Genomic DNA, 17695 nt, shown 5'->3' with positions numbered 1-17695 from the left:
GGTTCCTGTTAGCGAAACGGATTGTAGAACCGCGAGCCGTCGCGGAAGGTCAGCCAGGCCGTTACGGCAGCGATGGCGACGACCAGCGCCACAGCCGCGTAATCGCCCGTCCGGAAGGGACGGGCATTGTACCAGGTGCGGCCGCGCCCCCGCCCGAAGCCCCTCAGCTCCATCGCGGCGCTCACGGTCTCGATCCGCTGCACGCTCGTCAGAATCAGCGGCATGAGGATGCCGACGACGTTTTTCAGCCTCTTGAGCAGCTTCTCCTTGCGGGAAATATCGATGCCGCGAGCCTGCGCCGAGTGCGAGATGTTCTGGAAATCCCGCTGGATGTCCGGAATGTAACGAAGGGCGATGCTGACGGAATAGGCGATGCGGTAGCTGATGCCGATCCGGTTCAGGCTGGAGGCGAACTCGCCGGGGTGGGTCGTCAGGATGAACAGCAGCGCCATCGGAATCACGGTCATATATTTGAGGGCGATATTGAACTGGTAGAACAGCTGCTCCTCCGTGACCCAGTACCGTCCGGCCAGATGCAGCAGGTCGTGGCGGGTGCCGTAGATCTTGACGCCCTCCAGCGGTGAGAACAGGAAGATGGCGATATGGTTCAGCAGGAAGAAAAACAGGATCAGATAGAGCACGAAGCCGTAGTCGGCGAACTTGACCTTGGACACGGCAAAGGCGGCGACCGCAATCGCGAGCATGAACCCCAGCGCCCTCGTGTCGTACGTCATCATCGCCGTCACCGACCAGATGGCGAAGAACGCCAGCTTGGCGGCCCCGCCAAGACGGTGGATCGGCGAATCCTGATGGCGGTAAGCGATCATCCTGGCTTTCATGAGCGTCTCGCCTCCCTGTCGCGGACGATGAAGCGCCGCACGAATTCTCTCGGATCCCCGATGCCTGCGCGTGCTGCCAGCCGCTGGAGCGAAGTCTCCCGGAGACTCGCCTCCTCCACGAGAGCGGCATCCGTCAGCACATCCGCCGGCAGCGCGTCGGCGAGCACACGGCCCTCGCCGATGACCAGCGTCCGCTCCGCATACTCCAGCAGCAGATGCATGTCATGCGTGATGACGACGATGCTTTTGCCCCGGCGGTTCAGCTCCAGCAGGAATTCCATCATCTCGTTGTAATGGCGGAAGTCCTGCCCCGCCGTCGGCTCGTCCAGGATGATGACCTCCGGATCCAGGACGAGGATGGACGCGATCGTGACCCGCTTCTTCTGCCCGTAGCTGAGCGCCGAGATCGGCCAGCTGCGGAAGGGATGCAAGCCGCAGATCTTCAATGTCTCCAGCACACGTTCGCGGATCTCCTCTTCGCCGGCCCCTCGCAGCTGCAGGCCAAGCGCGACTTCGTCATAGATGAGATGCTTGGAGATCATATGGTTGGGGTTCTGCATCACGTAGCCGATCCGCTCCGAGCGCTCCTTGATCGTATCCCCTGCGATATCCCGGCCCCGATAAAGAATCCGTCCCGCGGTCGGACGTCCGAAACCGCAGATCAGCCTCGAAAGGGTCGACTTGCCGGCTCCGTTGCGGCCGACGATGCCGACCAGCTCGCCCTCTCCGATCGAGAGCGACAGGCCGGACAGCACCTCCTTGCCGGCATCGTAGGCATAGGAGATGCCTTCCAGCTCCAGCACCGGCTCCCGCGCCAAGAGAGGCTGCGCGGCCTCCGCCGCCTCGTGCCACGCGCGCAGCTGATCCGCTCCTCCGCTCTCCAGCGAGACGGTCTCGATGCTGGCCGGCTTCAGCTCCGGACCGATAGGGCATCCAGCGTATCTCAGCGCCGTCAGGTAAAGCGGCTCGCGCAGCCCCAGCTCGCGCAGCGTCGAGGAGCTGAGCAGCTCCTCCGGGCTAAGATCCGCGACAATCCGTCCTTCTCCCATGACGATGATCCGGTCCACGCTGCGATGCAGAACTTCCTCCAAGCGATGCTCGACGATGATGACGGTGCAGCCCGTCTGCCGGTGGATATCGTCGATCATTTCCACCGCGAGCCTTCCCGCTTCGGGATCGAGGCTGGCCAGCGGCTCGTCGAAGAGCAGGATGCCCGCCTCCCCGACGAGAACGCCGGCCATCGAGGTGCGCTGCTTCTGTCCGCCGGACAGCGACTGCGGAGATGACTCCAGATGTCCTTCCATGCCTACGCTGCGGGCAGCAGCCGCTACCTTCACCTTCATCTCGGCTTGCGGCATGCCGTCGTTCTCCAGAGAGAACGCGATGTCCTCGGCCACGGTCATGCTGACAAACTGCCCGTCGGGATCCTGCAGGACCGTGCCGACCTTGCGCGACAGCGCGAAAATATCCAGCCCGGCCAGATTCTCCCCGCCAATGAGAGCCTCCCCTTCCATTTCTCCGGCGTGGAAATGGGGGACAAGCCCGTTGATGCAGTGTGCGAGCGTGCTTTTGCCTGACCCGGAAGGACCGACGATGAGCACCTTTTCGCCTTCATGGATAACCAGATCGATATCGTGCAAGGTCGGCTCGCTCTGGGCGCGGTATTGAAACGAGAATCCTTTGAATTCGGCCGCCGGCCTGCGGTTGTCTCCCATGTTGATCGACCTCTTTCTGCTAGAGCCTCGGCCCTGTATATGAAGAAAAGCCGGCTGCTTGGCGCCGGCTTCGGAGCATGCTGGAAAATCCCATGGAGCAAATATGGAAAGCATGCGTTCCACAACCGCGGTCCAGCGCCGCGAATTACGCTTCCCGGGTCAGGCTGCCTTTCTTGACGCGGGTTCTGCCGTAGGCGGCCAGAAGGAGAGTGCCGAGGATGGCTACCGTCACCATATTGGATGCCCCGGCTACCAGTCCTTGCGTGTATACCTTGTTCGCCGGCTCGGCGTAGATGAGGATGTCCAGCGACGGTGCAATCACGAACCAGGCGACGGCATTGGCTGCGATCTGATAGAGATTGAAGCGAATGATCGTCTTGAAGCTGAAGTCCCCGTCGTCAATTACCGCTCTAACCTTGCCTGAAGCCAGGCCGATGATGAGGCCCACGGCAGCGGATGCGATGATCCAGCTGAACCATGGCGTGCCGTAGGTAAGATCCTTGAGCGTGTGTCCGATGAAGCCGATCAGCACCCCCGCCAGCGGTCCGTACAGGACGGCGAACAGCGCGAGCAGCGCATAGGTCGTCTCCACGTTGGTGTCCGGAATCCAGGTCGGAATCGATCCGAATCGGCCCAGAATGGTGAACAGCGCGGAGCCGATTCCGATCGCTACGACCGTCTCGATCGGATTTCGTTTGGAAAAAGCCATGCTTTTCTCCCCCTAATTAAGAGCTTGTCAGCTCGATGTTAGGAAGATTATATATCGGAATACTCGGAATTTACAATTCTTATTTTAGCCGCGTTCTGCGAAAATTCATTCATCCTCAGGGACGTCCAGCGACCAAACCAATCACGCTCTCTTTTTTTACCATGATGAGCCCAGTCTGTCCATGGGGATCTTTCCCGCCAGCCGGACAACGCTTCCCTGCAAAAAAATAGAGGAGCCAAACGCTGTGCAAGCCGCATGACGCCTCCAGACGGGGAAAACCCCCGCTCCAATCCGTCGAATCGGGAAAGAAAGTCTTCCTTCACCGACTCGCATGATCTCTCCGCTTTCCATTGAAGAAGCCTACCCCGCCTCAGCCTTTCTGCACCGTCTCCTTCTCCTGCCCTGTCCTCCGCGCCGCATAACGGTTCGCAGGCACCGGCAGGCCCAGATTGCCCCGCAGCGTATCCGCTTCGTACTCGATGCGGAACAAGCCGCGGGCCTGCAAGATCGGCACGACCTCGTCGATGAAGTCCTCCAGCGCGTTCGGGACGCCGCTGCCGATCATGAAGCCATCCGCTCCGCCGCCCTCGAACCATTCCTGCACCCGGTCCGCCACCTGCTCGGCCGTTCCGATGAAGAGAGGACGAGGCGTCGCCACCTGCAGAGCGGCCTCGCGCAGCGTCAGTCCCTGCTCCCGGGCCGTCTTCTTGATGCGGTCGGTCGTGCTCTGGAAGCTGTTCTTGCCGAGATCCCCCAGCTCGGGGAACGGCGCATCGGGATCGTACTGCGAGAAGTCGTGATGCTCGAAGAAGCGGCCCAGATAGAGCAGCGCGTTCTCGGTCGAGACAAGCGCCGCCGTCTCCCGGTATTTGCGCTCGGCCTCCTCCTCCGTTTTCCCGATGATTGGTCCGATACCCGGAAAAATGAGCACGTCGTCGGGATTGCGGCCGAAGGCGGCCGCACGGCGCTTGATGTCCGCATAGAAGGAAGCTGCCTCCTCCAGCGTTTCATGTCCGGCGAAGATGGCGTCGGCTTCCTTGGCCGCATAATCGCGCCCCACCTCGGACGCTCCGGCCTGGAAGATGACGGGATGCCCTTGACGGGAGCGCGAGATGTTGAGCGGACCTTTGACGGAGAAGAACTCGCCCTCGTGGTTCAAGGCATGCATTTTGTCCGGATCGAAGAAAACGCCCGACTCCTTGTCGCGCACGAAGGCGTCGTCCTCCCAGGAATCCCACAAGCCGCGCGTCACTTGCAGATACTCCGTCGCGATGCGGTATCTCTTGTCGTGATCGGGATGCTCCTTCTTGCTGAAGTTGGAAGCCGAGCCCTCCAAAGGAGAGGTGACAATGTTCCAGCCCGCACGGCCGTCGCTGATCTTGTCGATGGAGGCGAACTGCCTCGCTACCGTGAACGGCTCGCTGTACGAGGTGGACAGAGTGCCGACGAGCCCAATATGGGTGCTCACCGCTGCCAGTGCGCTCAGAATCGTAATCGGCTCGAAGCGGTCGAGGAAATGCGGTATCGACTTTTCATTGATGTAAAGGCCGTCCGCCACGAACACCAGGTCGAACTTCCCTTCCTCCGCCTTGCGGGTCCATTCCTTGTACAGCGGAAAATTGGTGCTCGCATCCGGCTTGATGTCGGGATGCCGCCACAGGGAAGTGCTGCTGCCGACGCCGTGAAGCATCGCTCCCAGCCTTAATTGCCTTCGTTTGGCCATCTCTATACCCCTCCTTGTCAGTGAACGGACTGAGCCGTCTGCTTGATTCGCTCGATCTGGCCCAGATGGCCCTGCACATGGCGGACGAATCCCCGGACGATATCCGGAATCCGAACCGTCTCTCCCTTGAAATTAACGCCTGTCTTGGCGAGGCCCGCTTCGTCCAAGCGGCTCAGCAGCAGGCTGTTGAACTGCAGCAGCGATTTGAAGACAGCCAGGATGTCTTCCGCCCGGCCTTGATTGGACTTCTGCCCCGATACCCAGCGGTCCTGATCGAAGGCCGGCAGCCTTGCTTCGGTATCCGCAAGGATGTCGCGGATTCGGAAGGAGACGACAATGCTGTGATCCGCCAAATGCGCCAACACCTCGGTTATGCTCCATTTGCCCGGAGCTTCACGGATCTGAAGCTGCTCTTCGCTCAATCCCTCGATAGCTCGCTGCAGCTGCTCATGCGTCTGCAGGAATGCCTGCAGATCGATTTGACTCACGCTCAAGACGATTCCTCCTCTGAACATTCATGGTTGGTTCCTTCTGCTCGCAGCCCGCAGCCGAGCGCTCCTGCTGCCCCGGGGCTGCCGCCTCGGCGTCTGTGCGCGCTTTCGGCTCTTGCCTATATGACAAGCGACGGCTGGCTTCCTGCCTCCGCCTGCTGCTGCTCATGACCCTATTCCCGCCCCTTCTGCTCCTGACCTTTGTGCCGCAGCACCCGCTCCGCCAGCTCTGCGAGGAAGGCCGCCGCCAGAGGCAGCGCGCGCTCATCGAGATCGAAGGCGGGATGATGCCATTCCTGCGGTCCGGAGGTGCCGAAGAAGGCGAACAAGCCGGGCACTTCCTTCTGGTAAAAGGCGAAATCCTCGCCGGCCGGAGATGGACTCGGCTCGATCGCCGCCAGCCCCAAAGCCTGGGCCGACGCTTCCGCCAGCTTTGCCAGCTCCGCATCGTTGTTCACCGGAGGCGGCCCCTCGACCCACCGGACCGACGCCTCGGCTCCGAGCGCCGACGCCACGCCCTCCGCCACTTCCCGGAACCGGCGCAGCACCCGCTCCCGCACCTCCTCGTCGAAGGTGCGGACCGTGCCGTCGAGCACCGCCTTGTCGGGAATGATGTTCCACGACGTTCCGCTGTGCAGCTTCGTCACGCTGACGACGGCGCTCTGCAGCGCTCCTACATTGCGGCTGGCGACCGTCTGCAGCGCCGTCACGATATGCGCAGCGGCTACGATGGGATCGATCCCGGCCTCGGGCACGGCCGCATGGGAGCCGCGGCCCGCCACCTCGACGACGAAGCCGTCGGCCGCCGCCATGAGCGGACCGTTCTTGATGCCGACGGTGCCGACGGGCAGATCGGGCTTGTTGTGCAGCCCCACCACGGCGGATACATTACTCAGCGCTCCGCTCGCGATGACCTTGCCGGCGCCTGTCGCCTTCTCCTCCGCCGGCTGGAACAGCAGGCGGACCGTACCGGGAAGGTCCGCTTCCCGCTCCTTGAGCAGAAGCGCCGCCCCGATCGCTGCCGCCGTATGGAAGTCATGGCCGCAGGCATGCATTTTGCCCGGATGCTCGGAAGCGTACGGCAATCCCGTCTCCTCCTGGATCGGCAGCGCATCGATATCCGCCCGCACAGCCACGACCGGCCCCTCCCGCAGACCGCCGATCTCCGCGACGAGACCGGTGCGCAGCGGATATTCGTCCGCGATCCGGATGCCTGCGGCCTGCAGCCATCCCCGGATGCGGCGGGTCGTCTCGACCTCCTCATGCGACAGCTCGGGGTGCCGGTGGAGCTCCCTGCGGATTGCCACCAGCTCTTCCCCCAGCTCTGCCGCCCTGTCCTTGAGCTTGTCGGAAGCAGTTTGAATCACAATTGCCCCTCCTCCCCTGGATCTGAGCCTGATCGGACTGCCGGCCTCTTCCTTCCCAACTATCCCGACAGGCTGACTGCTGAACTGCTCAGGCAAGCCTGCCGACAGCCGCTTCGCTGTCTGCCTCCGTCTCCTGGACGGCAGCTTCCGCAGCGAGCTCGGCCAGCAGCTCGTACGAGCGGATCCGCTTGCCGAAGTCCGGCACGTTCGTCGTCACGATGAACTCCTCGATGCCCGCCGCAGCCCGCAGCGTCTCCAGCCTGGTCCGCACCGTCTCCTTGGATCCCGCAACAATGACGGGCTCCTTTTCCTCGATCCGGTAGGACTCGCCGGAAGTGCGGCCGTACTCCTCGGCCTGCTCCAGCGTACCCAGAGTTACTGTCTTCCCGCTCGCCAGATGCACCTTGACCACCTTCTGCGACGGCAGCTGCGCCAGCGCCTCCTCATCCGTCTCTGCCGCGATGGCGGCTACAGCGAGCAAGCCCTCCGGGACGCCGCCGCCGGAAGCGTCGAAATTCTCTCTATACTCCCGCAAAGCCTGTACGGCCGCCTCTTCATCGGCCCCGATGAAGAGCGAGAAGACGTACGGCAAGCCGAGCAGCGCCGCAGAGCGGGCGCTCGCAACGGTAGCGCCGAGCACGTATACCTTCGGCGCGACGGCCGGGACGGGAGTCGCCCTCAGCCCCGCCTGGGCATGATCCTCGGGCAGCGGGGTTCCCCCGACATAAGCCGCCAGCTCCTCGATCTTCTCCGTCAGCGTCGGCTGCTCCGCCGCGGCATGCTTTTGCAGCGCCTGCGTGCTGCGCGGCAGGCCGCCGGGCGCCCTGCCTACTCCAAGATCGACGCGGCCCGGGGCCAGCGCGGCCAGGACGTGGAAGCTCTCCGCCACCTTGTACGGGCTGTAATGCTGAATCATGATGCCGCCCGATCCGATCCGGATCGACTCCGTCCGGGCCAGCAGATGCGAGATCAGCACCTCGGGCGAGGAGCCCGCCAAATGCTCGGTGTCATGGTGCTCGGATACCCAGAACCGGCGGAAGCCGAGCTGCTCCGCCTTCTGCGCGAGCCGGATTGTACGGGCCAGCGCTTGCTCCGGCGTATCGCCGGGATAGATTGGACTCTGATCCAAAACGCTTACCGCAAAGGACATGCTGCTCCCTCCCTACTCTCTCTTGCTTGCTCTCTGCCTTGCTCTCTGCCTTGCTCTCTGCTTTGCTTTTTTCCTTGCTTTCTGCCTTGCTCTCTGCTTTGCTCTCTGCCTTGGTCTTTTCCTTGCTTTCTGCCCTTTTCTCTAACTCTTTGTTTTCTCTGCCTTGCTTTCTGCTTGCTTTTTCTTGCTCTCAGACCCTCTTCTTGCTCTCTATCTTGCTTTCTATTTTGTTCTCTCGTTCCAGTTCCCCGCCTTGCATGCCCACGCCTCAGATCTGCACGGCTAAATCGTATAGCTGGCCTCCGGCGTGATCCGCTTCAGGAACTGGCGCGTGCGCTCTTCCTTCGGATTGCGGAACAGCTCCACCGGAGGTCCTTCCTCGACGATGACGCCGCCGTCCATGAACACGACATGGTTCGCCACGTCCTGGGCGAAACCCATCTCATGCGTCACGACGATCATCGTGATGCCTTCCCTGGCGATGCGCCGGATGACCGCCAGCACCTCCCCGACGAGCTCGGGATCGAGCGCCGAGGTCGGCTCGTCGAACAGGATGACCTCCGGCTCCAGCGCCAGCGCCCGGGCGATGCCGACCCGCTGCTGCTGGCCTCCGGACAGCTGGCTCGGGTAGGCGTCCAGCTTCTCGCCGAGCCCGACCTTCTCCAGCAGCCGGATGCTGCGCTCGCGGGCTTCCGCCTTCGGAAGCTTGCGGGCGACCAGCAGCCCTTCCATTACGTTCTCCAGCGCGGTCTTATGCCGGAACAGGTTGTATTGCTGGAATACCATCGCTGTCTTCCGGCGCAGCTCGTGAATATCCTTGCGGCTGATCGATCGGAAGTCGGTCGAGAAGCCGGCGATATGGATGCTGCCCTCGCCCGGTTTCTCGAGATAGTTCAGGCAGCGGAGCAGCGTCGTCTTGCCCGAGCCGCTCGGCCCCAGTATCGCGACCACCTCGCCCTTTTCCACCTGCAGGTCGATGCCCTTCAGCACCTCATGCCGGCCGAACGACAGCTTGATTCCCTTCAGCTTGATCATGCGACGCCTCCCCGGTTGTACAGATTGATCCGCCGCTCGACCAGCGCGGATATCCTCTCCAGCACGATGGTCAGCCCCCAGAAGATGGCCGCCGCCGCGAGGAAGGCTTCGAAGAACTTCCAGTTCGTCGAGGCGACGATTTCCGCTTGCGCATTGATGTCGACGACCGACACGACAAACGCGAGCGTCGAGGCATGCATCATGCCGATGACGAAGTTGGACAAGTTCGGCACGCTTGCCGCCAGCGCCTGCGGGAACACGATCCGCCGCAGCGCCTGCGCCGTCGTCATGCCTACCGACAGCGCCGCTTCCAGCTGGCCGCGGTTCACGGACAGGAGGCCGGAGCGGATCACCTCCGAGCCGTAAGCGGAAGCGGTCACCGAGAAGGACAGGAACGCGAAGCCGATCATCGGAATTTGGGCCGAATTCCATCCCCAGCCGTACTGCTGCGACAGCCCGTCGATCAGAAGCGGCAGCCCCGCGTAGATGAGCAGCAGATGCGTGAGCATCGGCGTGCCGCGAATGACCGTCACATAGCCGGCCGCCAGCCGGCCCAGAACGGGAACGCGAAAATAGCGGAGCAGAGCGAGCGCGGTTCCTGCCGACAGTCCGCAGACGACGGATACGAGCGTCAGGATGAGCGTTGTCGGCACAGCCGGCAGCAGCTCGAGAAAAGCGGTCCAGATAAAGGAGGGATCCAGGTTCATGAGGGCGTGCCTCCCTTCAGCTCCGCCGCCAGCTGCCTGAGCGAGACCCGCCTCCGCAGGCGGAATTTGCTTGCGGCCGCTTCGGAGCCGCGCTCATGCCGGAGCAGCCTCTTCTCGCCGTGCAGCAGCAGCTTTTCCAGCACGAAAGCAAGGACGAAATAAACGAAGGCCAGCGCCAGATACGCCTCGAAGAAATGCTGCGTCAGCGAAGCGAGCGTCTGCGCCTTGCCGGTCATTTCCATGACGCCGAGCGTGAAGGCGAGCGACGTGTCCTTGAGCAGCGCCAGAATCATATTGGAAAACACCGGCACGGCGATCGCTAGCGCCTGCGGCGCCACGATTCTCGCGAACGCCTGATGGCCCCGCATGCCGATCGAGTACGCCGCCTCCACCTGCCCCCGGTCCACCGCCAGGATGGAAGCCCGGATCGTCTCCGAGACGTAAGCCCCGGTATGGAGGCCGTAGGTCAGGATGACGAAGACGAGCACAGGCGTTTTAGAGACGTCGATGCCGATCCACTTCAGCACCTCCGGCAGCCCATAATAGAAGAGGAACAGCTGGATGAGAATCGGCGTCCCCCGGAAGAACGAGGCATACGCCTTGGACAGCTGCTCCAGCACCGGAATGCGGTACAGGCGGGGCAGCGCGGCGAGCAGGCCCGCCAGCAGGCCCGTCAGAAGCGAGCCGCCCACGATGAGCAGAGTCACGTTCAGCGTCGATGCCAGCTTCGGAATAAATTTCAGCACGTAGGAGAATTCAAACGGCAAGCCGCCCATTCCCATCCCCTCCTCTCCGCGCGATGGCTTACTTGCTCGCGCTGTCCTCCGTAAAGTCGCCTCCGAGCCATTGCTCGCTGAGCTTGGCCAGCGTTCCGTCGGCCTTCACTTCCTCCAGCGCCTTGTCGATGTCGTCGGACAGCTTCTGCGACTCGGGCTCGCCCTTGCGGAAGACGAACAGGATATCGGCTTCGCTGAGCGGTTTGCCCACCGTCTTGAGCTTGCGCTGCGGATCGATGAGCGACAGGGAGAAGTCCGCTCCGACAGCCGCGTCCACGCGGCCCGTCGTGATCTGGCTCACGGTATCGTTGGCCGCTCCGCTGGAGTAGACGATCTTGAGCGCGTCGCCATGCTCCTTGTTGTAGTTGAGCAGGATCTGGGCTTCCGCGCTTGTCGCGCCGGTAATGAACTTCTTGCCCTTCAGGTCGTCGAGCGACTCGATGGGGTCGTTGTTGTCCTTGGCGACGATGATCTTGTTACGCCAGTGGGCGTAAGGCACCTTATTGAACAGATATTTTTCTTCCCGCTCCGGATTCTTCTCGAATTCATGGGCGGCAAAATCGATTTTCTTCGCGTCCAGGCTCAGCAGGATGCTCTTGAACTCCATCGTCTGGAACTCGAACTCATACTGGGGCAGCCGCTTGTCGATCTCGCGCACCAGCTCCACGTCGAAGCCGGTCAGCTTGCCGTTTTCATCGATAAAGCATACTTTCGGGAACTGCGTTCCCGTGCCGACGATGATCTTCTTCACCGGCGCGGAAGTCTCCTGGCCTGCGGAAGCGGCCTTGACCCCCTCCTCACCGTTTTCTTTGGCTCCGCATGCCGCCAGCAGCAGCGTCAGCAGGATGGCGGCGGATACGCCGGCCGTTTTCTTTTTCATGAAAAATCCCCCTTATCGACAATCGAAATCAAAATCAAAATGGCTTCGGGCATATCGGCTTGAAGGCGAATCAAGCTGAAACAGCCGGTCTCCACGTCTGTCATCCAGCGACGATCTGCGTGCAGCTCAGACAGGCTCGAAGGCGGACCCGACTTCCTTGCGGAGCAGATGCATCGTGCCGTCGCCGTTGCCGGAATCGAACGCCTGAAACCGCTTGTAGCCTCTGCGCTCGTACATGGAGAGCAGCCACGGGTGCTTTTCGGCGGTCGCCAGCGTCACGGCCGGCTCGTGCAGCCCATCGCGTATGACCTGATTTTCCACCCAATCCAGCAGTCTGCCTCCCAGCCCCGTACCCTGGAATTCAGGAGCCGCCGCGAACCATTTCAGGAACGGAAGCCTCCCGAACGATTCCGGCAAAGGCTCTCTGTTCAGCGTGATCGTCGCGGCGATCACTCCGTCGAGCTCCAGCACGTAACAGTCATTGGCCTCGATGTTGGCCTCGATCAGCTCCACATCCGCATGCGCGGCAGGCCAGCGGAGCTCGAGCTCGCGAATCTGCGCATAAGCTCCGTAAACGACCTCCTGGAGACGCTCGGCGTCCCGCTTGACGGCTTTGCGGAATATTTCCCCCATGGACTTCTCCTCCTGCCCGGCACATTAATAATTGATAATTCCCATGCATTTAGTAAGGATTGTGTTTGTTCCACTGTACCATCGCCTGCCGGCGACGGCTAATAGAGAAGATCTATTCGTCGATAGAAAGTGCCGAAGACGATGCTGACTTGCTGAAGGACAGGCCTCGGCACCCGGAGCAAGGAGCGGACGAATGCTGTGGCCCAGGCTGCGGACCAATGGGTGCGGTTGATGGAACGCATGAATTTTGCGGCGCAAGGAATGCAAGGCTGGAGAGGGCTGAAGCCGGCTATTGCTGCGGGCGTGGAACGCACGGCTGAGCCGGCTTTTTGCTCCGGCGCCGGCAACGGGCGGGGCTACAGCTCCAGCTCCATTAACGCGCGGGGCTACAGCTCCAGCAGCGGACGGAACCCTCGGATCGTTTCCACGATCTCGATGTTCTCTCCGGCTGGGGCGATGAGGCTTGTATGGAGGGAGATGCCTGCGATTTCCTTGACTTCAACGGGAATCAGGCGGCCTTCGCCGACTTCGCGGCGAACGCAGATGCCCGGCAGGAAACAGATGCCGGCACGGTGCATGACCAGTTTTTTGGCCGTCTCGGAATTATCGGCTTGGAAAACGATGTCGGGGGGATGCTCCAGGCTCTCGAAGACGCGATGGACCCGCTGCCAGTCCAGCGAGCCGCATTCAAAGAAGATCAGCTTCTGCGAGCCGATCTCCTCGATCGGAATGATGCCTCTGCCGGCGAAGGGATGGTCTTCATGCACGTACAGCTTGATGGGATCCTCGTATAGGGGAATGGATTGGAGGGAGGGATGGGCAAGCCTGCGGACAAAGGCGAGATCCAGCTCCTTGTCCAGCAGCTTGGCCGCCAGCTCGTCGGATGTGCCCGTCGTCAGCTTGAACGTCAGCCGGGGGAACCGTTCCTGCAGGAGCGGCAGCAAGTCGGGAATCAAATAATTCGACACGGACACCGTGCTCCCGATCCGCAGCTCTCCCGGCATCGCCCGTCTCTGCTGGATATGGAGCTTGCCCTTGCGGAACGTCTGGAGAATCTGCTGCGCGTAAGGAAGGAACTGCTTCCCCTTATCGGTCAGCGCGATCTGCTTCGCTTGGCGGTCGAAGAGACGGCTGTCCAGCTCGCGTTCAAGCGTCTGGATGCGGGCCGTCACCGAAGGCTGCGACAAGTACAAGGCTTCGGCAGCCTTGTTGAAGCTGCCGTAGTGATGGACATAAACAAACGCCTCGATGTTCTCGATGTTCATCTGACCGGCCCCTTTTTTCTTATATTCCGCTGCGCTTAGTTGGAATTAGTTATCTGGTATCGTAATCCCAGATGGGGATCAGTGTCAATCGTGGATTCGGATCGCTTGTTCAATGCCCGCCGCCCGCCTGTTGCCCATTGCAAGAAGCAAGGAAAGCAAAAAAAGACAGCCTCCGAAAAAAATCCTGGAAGCTGCCGCACCTTCATTCACTTCTCCTGCTCGTCCAGAATGAACTCCATGATCCGGGTCTTGGTCCGGAACCCCTGCCGTTCATAGAAGCGGATAGCCGAAGGGTTGCACTCGAAGACGTTGAGATCGACCGCATCGGCGCCCTTGGCGCGGGCGTAGAGGATGACCTGCTCCATCAGCCTGGAGCCGAGTCCGAGTCCGCGATGTTCCTCGTTCACGACCAGATCCCGGACGAACACCGTCTTCCTCGGCTGGAACACCGGTCTGTCCGGCGCCTCCTGCCACTCGAGGGCGGCATATCCGAGCAGGCTCCCGCCGTCGGCTGCCAGCACCATGACGTCTATCGCCCCGTCGTTGAGCCATCCTTCGTAGACGGCCCGGGTGAACTGGCCTTCCACCTTGCGATGCAGGTCCGGTCTGGCATCCGCATGAAAGTCGAATACTTGCTTGTTCAATGCGGCCACCGCCGCATAATCCTTCTTTTCCGCCAAACGAAAGTCCATGACCGTCCCTCCAAAGCGGCAGTCTCCTCCACGCAAAAAAAGACCCGACGGATATCGGGTCTCCTCCTTGCGGCATCGCTGCCGAATCCCTACGTTTCCTGCTGGCTGGCAGCCGCTTTTTTCTTGGCCGCCTGCAGGGCGCTGGTCGATTCCATAAGGACGGGTAGGTCTCGCATGCCCGAGGTCATCGGAGAAGAACAGATGGAGCAGACCGGCTCTTGCTCGAAAGCGTAATCCTTCCGCATCCATCCATTGCAGCCGTCTTTGGAACAAGTCCAGACGGGGGTCATCTCGGTGGGCAGTTCTTCTTGCGTCTTCTTTCGGGAATAGTACATGGAAACACTACCTCCTCCTCTATGAATCTAACAAAAAGGCCCTGCATCTAGCAGGGCGCTGGCGATGATTAGTATACTTTTACTACGTCTGCAGCTTGCAGGCCGCGTTGGCCTTGAACAACGTTGAATTCAACGCGTTGGCCTTCGTCAAGAGTTTTGAAGCCTTCGCCAGTGATAGCGCTGAAGTGTACGAATACGTCTTCGCCGCCCTCAACTTCGATGAAACCGAAACCTTTTTCTGCGTTGAACCATTTAACTGTACCTGTTTGCATTTGTGTTACCTCCAAAATGTTTATTTGCATGTATGATCTTAAAAAGATCACCCATCGGAAAAGGCAGCGAAAGCGGCCCCTTCAAATACGTGACCCTTAACGTCTCATATACGATTTGTTAAGTATAACACACCTAATCGCAGATAGCAAAGCTTTGATTTGTAAATTTGCGGAAAATGAAGAAATCGGCTTGGGCCGGCTTTCCTGCGCGCTTCTTTCCGGCTATCGCGCGTTCAGGCTTCGGCAAAGCAGGCGGCCTCGCCCTGCCGCCTGCCGAAACCGCCTTCTCCGTTCCGGTCCGCGACAGCGGGCTGCAGCCGTCAGCCCTGCTGCGACAGCGCATTGCGAACGGCGAGGATGTAGCGGGACTGATCCAGCGGATTCACGCCGCGGCGCTTGCGCTCCGCCTGAACCTCGGCCGGCGCCTCCCGGTATCCCGAGAAGGAGGCCGACAGCGTGCCGCGGCCTTTGGTCAGCGACCCGAGCCGGGCCGGGAAGTCCAGGGAGGTGGCGACCGGCAGCAAGCCTTCCAGCTCCATGCGCTCGCCGCTCAGCACAGGCGGCTCGAACTCCCCTCGCATCGCGATGAGCTCGTTCATCAGCTTGCCGCCGAACTCCTCCGGCACGGACAAGCGGAAGCTCAGCAGCGGCTCCAGCAGCTTGGTCCCGACATTGGCAAGGCCGTCCATGATCCCCATGGGTGTGGCGACCACGAAGTCCAGAGGATGCGTATGCCACACATGATGCTCCCCTTCCAGCAGCGTCACGTTGAGGTCGGTGACTTCCCAGCCGTGCAGCCCTTGCTGGAGCGCCTCGGGAACGCGCCGCTCCACCTCGTTCTGATAGCTGCCGAGCAGCCGCTCCGGCTTGGCCAGGGAACGATACTGCAAGCCGCTGCCGCGCGGGGCCGGCTCGATGCGGAACCGGAGAATCGCCCAGCACGGCTTGGGCATCGTATAAGCGACAAAGCCTTCTCCGGCTGCCGCCGGCGTCTCCTTGTAGATGACGGATGGCGGGTCGAAGGAGACATCGAGCCCGAACCGGCTTTTGGCGACGGAAGCCAGCACTTCGATCTGAATCGGACCCATGACCTTCAGATGCAGCTCCCGATCCTCCGGAATCCACTGGAGATCGAGCAGCGGGTCCTCGTCGGCCAGCTCCTGGAAAGCGGCCACGACCTTCGGATAGTCGGCCTCGTTCTTCCATCGCGCCTGCACCGTCAGCAGCGGCACGGCCATCCGCAGGCTCCCCGGAACGTCCGCGTCCGTGCCCAGAATATCTCCGATGCGCGCCCGGCTGAGGCCGTACACCGCCGCCACGTCGCCCGCCTCCAGAATGCCGGCGTCTTCGGACCTCCGCATGTCGACGATCCGAATCTGGGTAATCTTCTCCTGGATGTCCTGGGTCTTGTTGTAGACGGAATCCCGGTTGCGGAGCGTGCCGCCGTAGAGGCGCACGTAAGCGATGCGGCCCATGGCGGGATCCTTCTCCAGCTTGAACACGAGGCCGGATACCGGTGCGCCGCTGTCTCCGCCGGCCTCGGGGAGCCATCTGACGATGGCGTCCATAAGGGCGGCGATGCCGATGCCGCGGCTCGCCGCGCCGAACAGCACGGGGAACAGCTCCGCCCCGGCGGCGCCGGCTGCAAGCCGGTCGGCAAGCTCCGCGGCATCGAGCCCGCCCTGCTCCAGATAGCGTTCGAGCAGGTCCTCGCGGCTCTCGGCGACCGTTTCCGTCAGCAGCTCCAAATACGGCCGCTGATCGTCGGACAAGGCGTCCGCTCCGCTAGCTGCATGGCCGTCGAGATCAGGCAGCAGACCGGGGCTCCCCGTAAAATGCTCCTCCAGCCCATGCGGAGCCTGGACAGGCACTGCTCCGGCGGTCAGCAGCCTGCGGATGCCCGCAAGAGCCTCCAGCGGATCGGCTCCGATGCGGTCCAGCTTATTGATGAAGAACACGGTCGGAATCTGCAGGCTGCGCAGAGCCTGCCAGATGACTTCGGTCTGCGGCTGCACGCCTTCCACCGCGGATACGACCAGCACGGCGCCGTCCATGACGCGCAGCGAGCGCTCCACCTCCGAGAGGAAATCCACATGGCCCGGAGTGTCGACGAGGTTGACCTGCACGCCCCGATGGACGAATCGCGTCGCCGCCGCGCGCACCGAGATTCCCCGCTCCCGCTCCACGTCGAGCGAATCGGTCTGCGCGGTGCCCGCATCCACGCTTCCGAGAGCGCGGATCCGTCCGCTTTCATATAAGATGTGTTCCGTTGTCGTCGTTTTGCCCGCATCGACGTGGGCGAAGATGCCTACGTTGCGGATCGGGGCTCGGGCGGAAGATGGCATAGGAAGCAAAGTCCCCCTGTCAGGCAGTATGTATCCGCCTATTATACATGATAATAGAGTCCGGAAGGCCAGAGGATCCGCCCATTCATGCAAAAAGCCCGGATTCCACATGCGGAATCCGGGCTTTTCGTTGGTTTCGGCCATCTTGTTCTCTTGCGTCAAGGAACCTTGATGATGAACGGCACGGTGAACACTTCGCCGCCGCGCTTGAACTGGCCCCATATTTTGTAGATCCCGCTCTTCGGGAACGTCGTCATGAACCGGGCTTCCGGCCCGGATGCCTTCTCGTCCATCGGATGCACATGCAGGTAGCTCTCCGCGTCCGCGGTCAGGATGACGACATGGCCGACCGCGCCGAGGTATGGCTGAAGGTCCGTGACCGGCTTTTCGGTCCGGGCGTCCGCAATCGTATACGTCAGCATGGCTTCCTCTCCGGCGGCCAGGCCGTCGATCGAGAGGGCGATCTCCTTGCCGTCCACGACCTTGGTCAGGTCGCCGTCCGGCTCAATCGGCTTGACCTTATCCGCAGCTCCGCCTATCGACACCCACTGCATCCTGCTCATCGCGCTGCCGCCCGCCGGCACGAAGTCGGCGATCAGCTTGTACTCTCCGCCGGCCGGAAATTCCGTTGCGATTTCAAAGACGCCTCCGCCCTTGTACTCCGGATGGATGTGGTTGAAGTAAGACAGGTCCTTGCTCACGATGATCATATGCTGCTTCTGCTCATGGGCGGTATCGAACTGCTCGACCGGCTTTTTTCC

Annotated in this window: 18 protein-coding genes; all 18 read right to left on the bottom strand. The window is 61.6% G+C overall.

The genetic code is table 11. The features are described 5' to 3' along the window. Window positions 1-8: 8 nt before the first annotated feature. Window positions 9-839 carry an energy-coupling factor transporter transmembrane component T family protein gene (locus VE23_RS18365; RefSeq protein ID WP_049868743.1) on the bottom strand — a complete coding sequence of 277 codons (831 nt, stop codon included), beginning with the start codon at window positions 837-839 and terminating at the stop codon, window positions 9-11. Continuing rightward, window positions 836-2554 (bottom strand): ABC transporter ATP-binding protein, encoded by a 1719-nt coding sequence (locus tag VE23_RS18360; protein WP_049868742.1) that lies wholly within the window; start codon window positions 2552-2554, stop codon window positions 836-838. Before VE23_RS18360 ends, VE23_RS18365 begins: the two co-directional genes overlap by 4 nt. Window positions 2555-2699: 145 nt before the next feature. Then, window positions 2700-3263, bottom strand: a complete 564-nt coding sequence (locus VE23_RS18355) for an ECF-type riboflavin transporter substrate-binding protein (RefSeq protein ID WP_021881213.1) — start codon at window positions 3261-3263, stop codon at window positions 2700-2702. A 370-nt stretch (window positions 3264-3633) separates the two neighbouring features. Then, window positions 3634-4986 carry an LLM class flavin-dependent oxidoreductase gene (locus VE23_RS18350; RefSeq protein ID WP_048744400.1) on the bottom strand — a complete coding sequence of 451 codons (1353 nt, stop codon included), beginning with the start codon at window positions 4984-4986 and terminating at the stop codon, window positions 3634-3636. Between the two features lie 17 nt (window positions 4987-5003). Next, a complete protein-coding gene (locus tag VE23_RS18345; protein ID WP_083436209.1) occupies window positions 5004-5474 on the bottom strand; it encodes a DinB family protein in 471 nt (156 codons plus the stop codon). Window positions 5475-5650: 176 nt separating this feature from the next. Beyond that, a complete protein-coding gene (locus VE23_RS18340; RefSeq protein ID WP_049869793.1) occupies window positions 5651-6841 on the bottom strand; it encodes an amidohydrolase in 1191 nt (396 codons plus the stop codon). A 91-nt stretch (window positions 6842-6932) separates the two neighbouring features. Beyond that, on the bottom strand, window positions 6933-7994 hold the full coding sequence (locus VE23_RS18335; RefSeq protein ID WP_049868741.1) for an LLM class flavin-dependent oxidoreductase: 1062 nt from the start codon (window positions 7992-7994) through the stop codon (window positions 6933-6935). A 282-nt stretch (window positions 7995-8276) separates the two neighbouring features. Then, a complete protein-coding gene (locus tag VE23_RS18330) occupies window positions 8277-9029 on the bottom strand; it encodes an amino acid ABC transporter ATP-binding protein (RefSeq protein WP_048744393.1) in 753 nt (250 codons plus the stop codon). After that, window positions 9026-9736 carry an amino acid ABC transporter permease gene (locus VE23_RS18325; protein ID WP_021881453.1) on the bottom strand — a complete coding sequence of 237 codons (711 nt, stop codon included), beginning with the start codon at window positions 9734-9736 and terminating at the stop codon, window positions 9026-9028. Before VE23_RS18325 ends, VE23_RS18330 begins: the two co-directional genes overlap by 4 nt. Next, the gene (locus tag VE23_RS18320; RefSeq protein ID WP_049868740.1) at window positions 9733-10512 is read right to left on the bottom strand and encodes an amino acid ABC transporter permease; all 780 of its coding nucleotides are present in this window, start codon (window positions 10510-10512) and stop codon (window positions 9733-9735) included. Before VE23_RS18320 ends, VE23_RS18325 begins: the two co-directional genes overlap by 4 nt. A 28-nt stretch (window positions 10513-10540) precedes the next feature. Beyond that, window positions 10541-11392 carry a transporter substrate-binding domain-containing protein gene (locus tag VE23_RS18315; protein ID WP_021881451.1) on the bottom strand — a complete coding sequence of 284 codons (852 nt, stop codon included), beginning with the start codon at window positions 11390-11392 and terminating at the stop codon, window positions 10541-10543. Window positions 11393-11518: 126 nt separating this feature from the next. Beyond that, the gene (locus tag VE23_RS18310; protein WP_049868739.1) at window positions 11519-12025 is read right to left on the bottom strand and encodes a GNAT family N-acetyltransferase; all 507 of its coding nucleotides are present in this window, start codon (window positions 12023-12025) and stop codon (window positions 11519-11521) included. 386 nt (window positions 12026-12411) lie between these two features. Beyond that, complete coding sequence (locus VE23_RS18305; protein WP_049868738.1) at window positions 12412-13290, bottom strand: LysR family transcriptional regulator; 879 nt, start codon at window positions 13288-13290, stop codon at window positions 12412-12414. 206 nt (window positions 13291-13496) lie between these two features. Further along, entirely contained in the window at window positions 13497-13982 is a 486-nt protein-coding gene (locus VE23_RS18300) for a GNAT family N-acetyltransferase (RefSeq protein ID WP_048744386.1), read from the bottom strand. Between the two features lie 89 nt (window positions 13983-14071). Further along, a complete protein-coding gene (locus tag VE23_RS18295; protein WP_048744384.1) occupies window positions 14072-14317 on the bottom strand; it encodes a cold-shock protein in 246 nt (81 codons plus the stop codon). 68 nt (window positions 14318-14385) lie between these two features. Beyond that, complete coding sequence (locus tag VE23_RS18290; protein ID WP_048744382.1) at window positions 14386-14589, bottom strand: cold-shock protein; 204 nt, start codon at window positions 14587-14589, stop codon at window positions 14386-14388. A gap of 320 nt (window positions 14590-14909) precedes the next feature. Continuing rightward, window positions 14910-16934 (bottom strand): elongation factor G, encoded by a 2025-nt coding sequence (locus tag VE23_RS18285; protein WP_049868737.1) that lies wholly within the window; start codon window positions 16932-16934, stop codon window positions 14910-14912. A gap of 158 nt (window positions 16935-17092) precedes the next feature. Further along, the coding region (locus VE23_RS18280; RefSeq protein WP_198156189.1) for a hypothetical protein at window positions 17093-17695 on the bottom strand (603 nt) is incomplete at its 5' end.

It is taken from the genome of Paenibacillus sp. D9, assembly GCF_001188365.1.
Classification (GTDB): domain Bacteria; phylum Bacillota; class Bacilli; order Paenibacillales; family Paenibacillaceae; genus Paenibacillus_O; species Paenibacillus_O humicus.
The sequence above is the reverse complement of the archived record's forward strand: the minus strand, read 5'-3'. Positions and strand labels throughout refer to the sequence as shown.

Coding starts and splice junctions, on each gene's coding strand:
- VE23_RS18290 (WP_048744382.1), bottom strand. CDS start 14,589: ATGCAAACAGGTACAGTTAAATGGTTCAACGCAGAAAAAGGTTTCGGT.
- VE23_RS18325 (WP_021881453.1), bottom strand. CDS start 9,736: ATGAACCTGGATCCCTCCTTTATCTGGACCGCTTTTCTCGAGCTGCTG.
- VE23_RS18285 (WP_049868737.1), bottom strand. CDS start 16,934: ATGCCATCTTCCGCCCGAGCCCCGATCCGCAACGTAGGCATCTTCGCC.
- VE23_RS18330 (WP_048744393.1), bottom strand. CDS start 9,029: ATGATCAAGCTGAAGGGAATCAAGCTGTCGTTCGGCCGGCATGAGGTG.
- VE23_RS18295 (WP_048744384.1), bottom strand. CDS start 14,317: ATGTACTATTCCCGAAAGAAGACGCAAGAAGAACTGCCCACCGAGATG.
- VE23_RS18335 (WP_049868741.1), bottom strand. CDS start 7,994: ATGTCCTTTGCGGTAAGCGTTTTGGATCAGAGTCCAATCTATCCCGGC.
- VE23_RS18300 (WP_048744386.1), bottom strand. CDS start 13,982: ATGGACTTTCGTTTGGCGGAAAAGAAGGATTATGCGGCGGTGGCCGCA.
- VE23_RS18315 (WP_021881451.1), bottom strand. CDS start 11,392: ATGAAAAAGAAAACGGCCGGCGTATCCGCCGCCATCCTGCTGACGCTG.
- VE23_RS18320 (WP_049868740.1), bottom strand. CDS start 10,512: ATGGGCGGCTTGCCGTTTGAATTCTCCTACGTGCTGAAATTTATTCCG.
- VE23_RS18365 (WP_049868743.1), bottom strand. CDS start 839: ATGAAAGCCAGGATGATCGCTTACCGCCATCAGGATTCGCCGATCCAC.
- VE23_RS18360 (WP_049868742.1), bottom strand. CDS start 2,554: ATGGGAGACAACCGCAGGCCGGCGGCCGAATTCAAAGGATTCTCGTTT.
- VE23_RS18310 (WP_049868739.1), bottom strand. CDS start 12,025: ATGGGGGAAATATTCCGCAAAGCCGTCAAGCGGGACGCCGAGCGTCTC.
- VE23_RS18355 (WP_021881213.1), bottom strand. CDS start 3,263: ATGGCTTTTTCCAAACGAAATCCGATCGAGACGGTCGTAGCGATCGGA.
- VE23_RS18350 (WP_048744400.1), bottom strand. CDS start 4,986: ATGGCCAAACGAAGGCAATTAAGGCTGGGAGCGATGCTTCACGGCGTC.
- VE23_RS18305 (WP_049868738.1), bottom strand. CDS start 13,290: ATGAACATCGAGAACATCGAGGCGTTTGTTTATGTCCATCACTACGGC.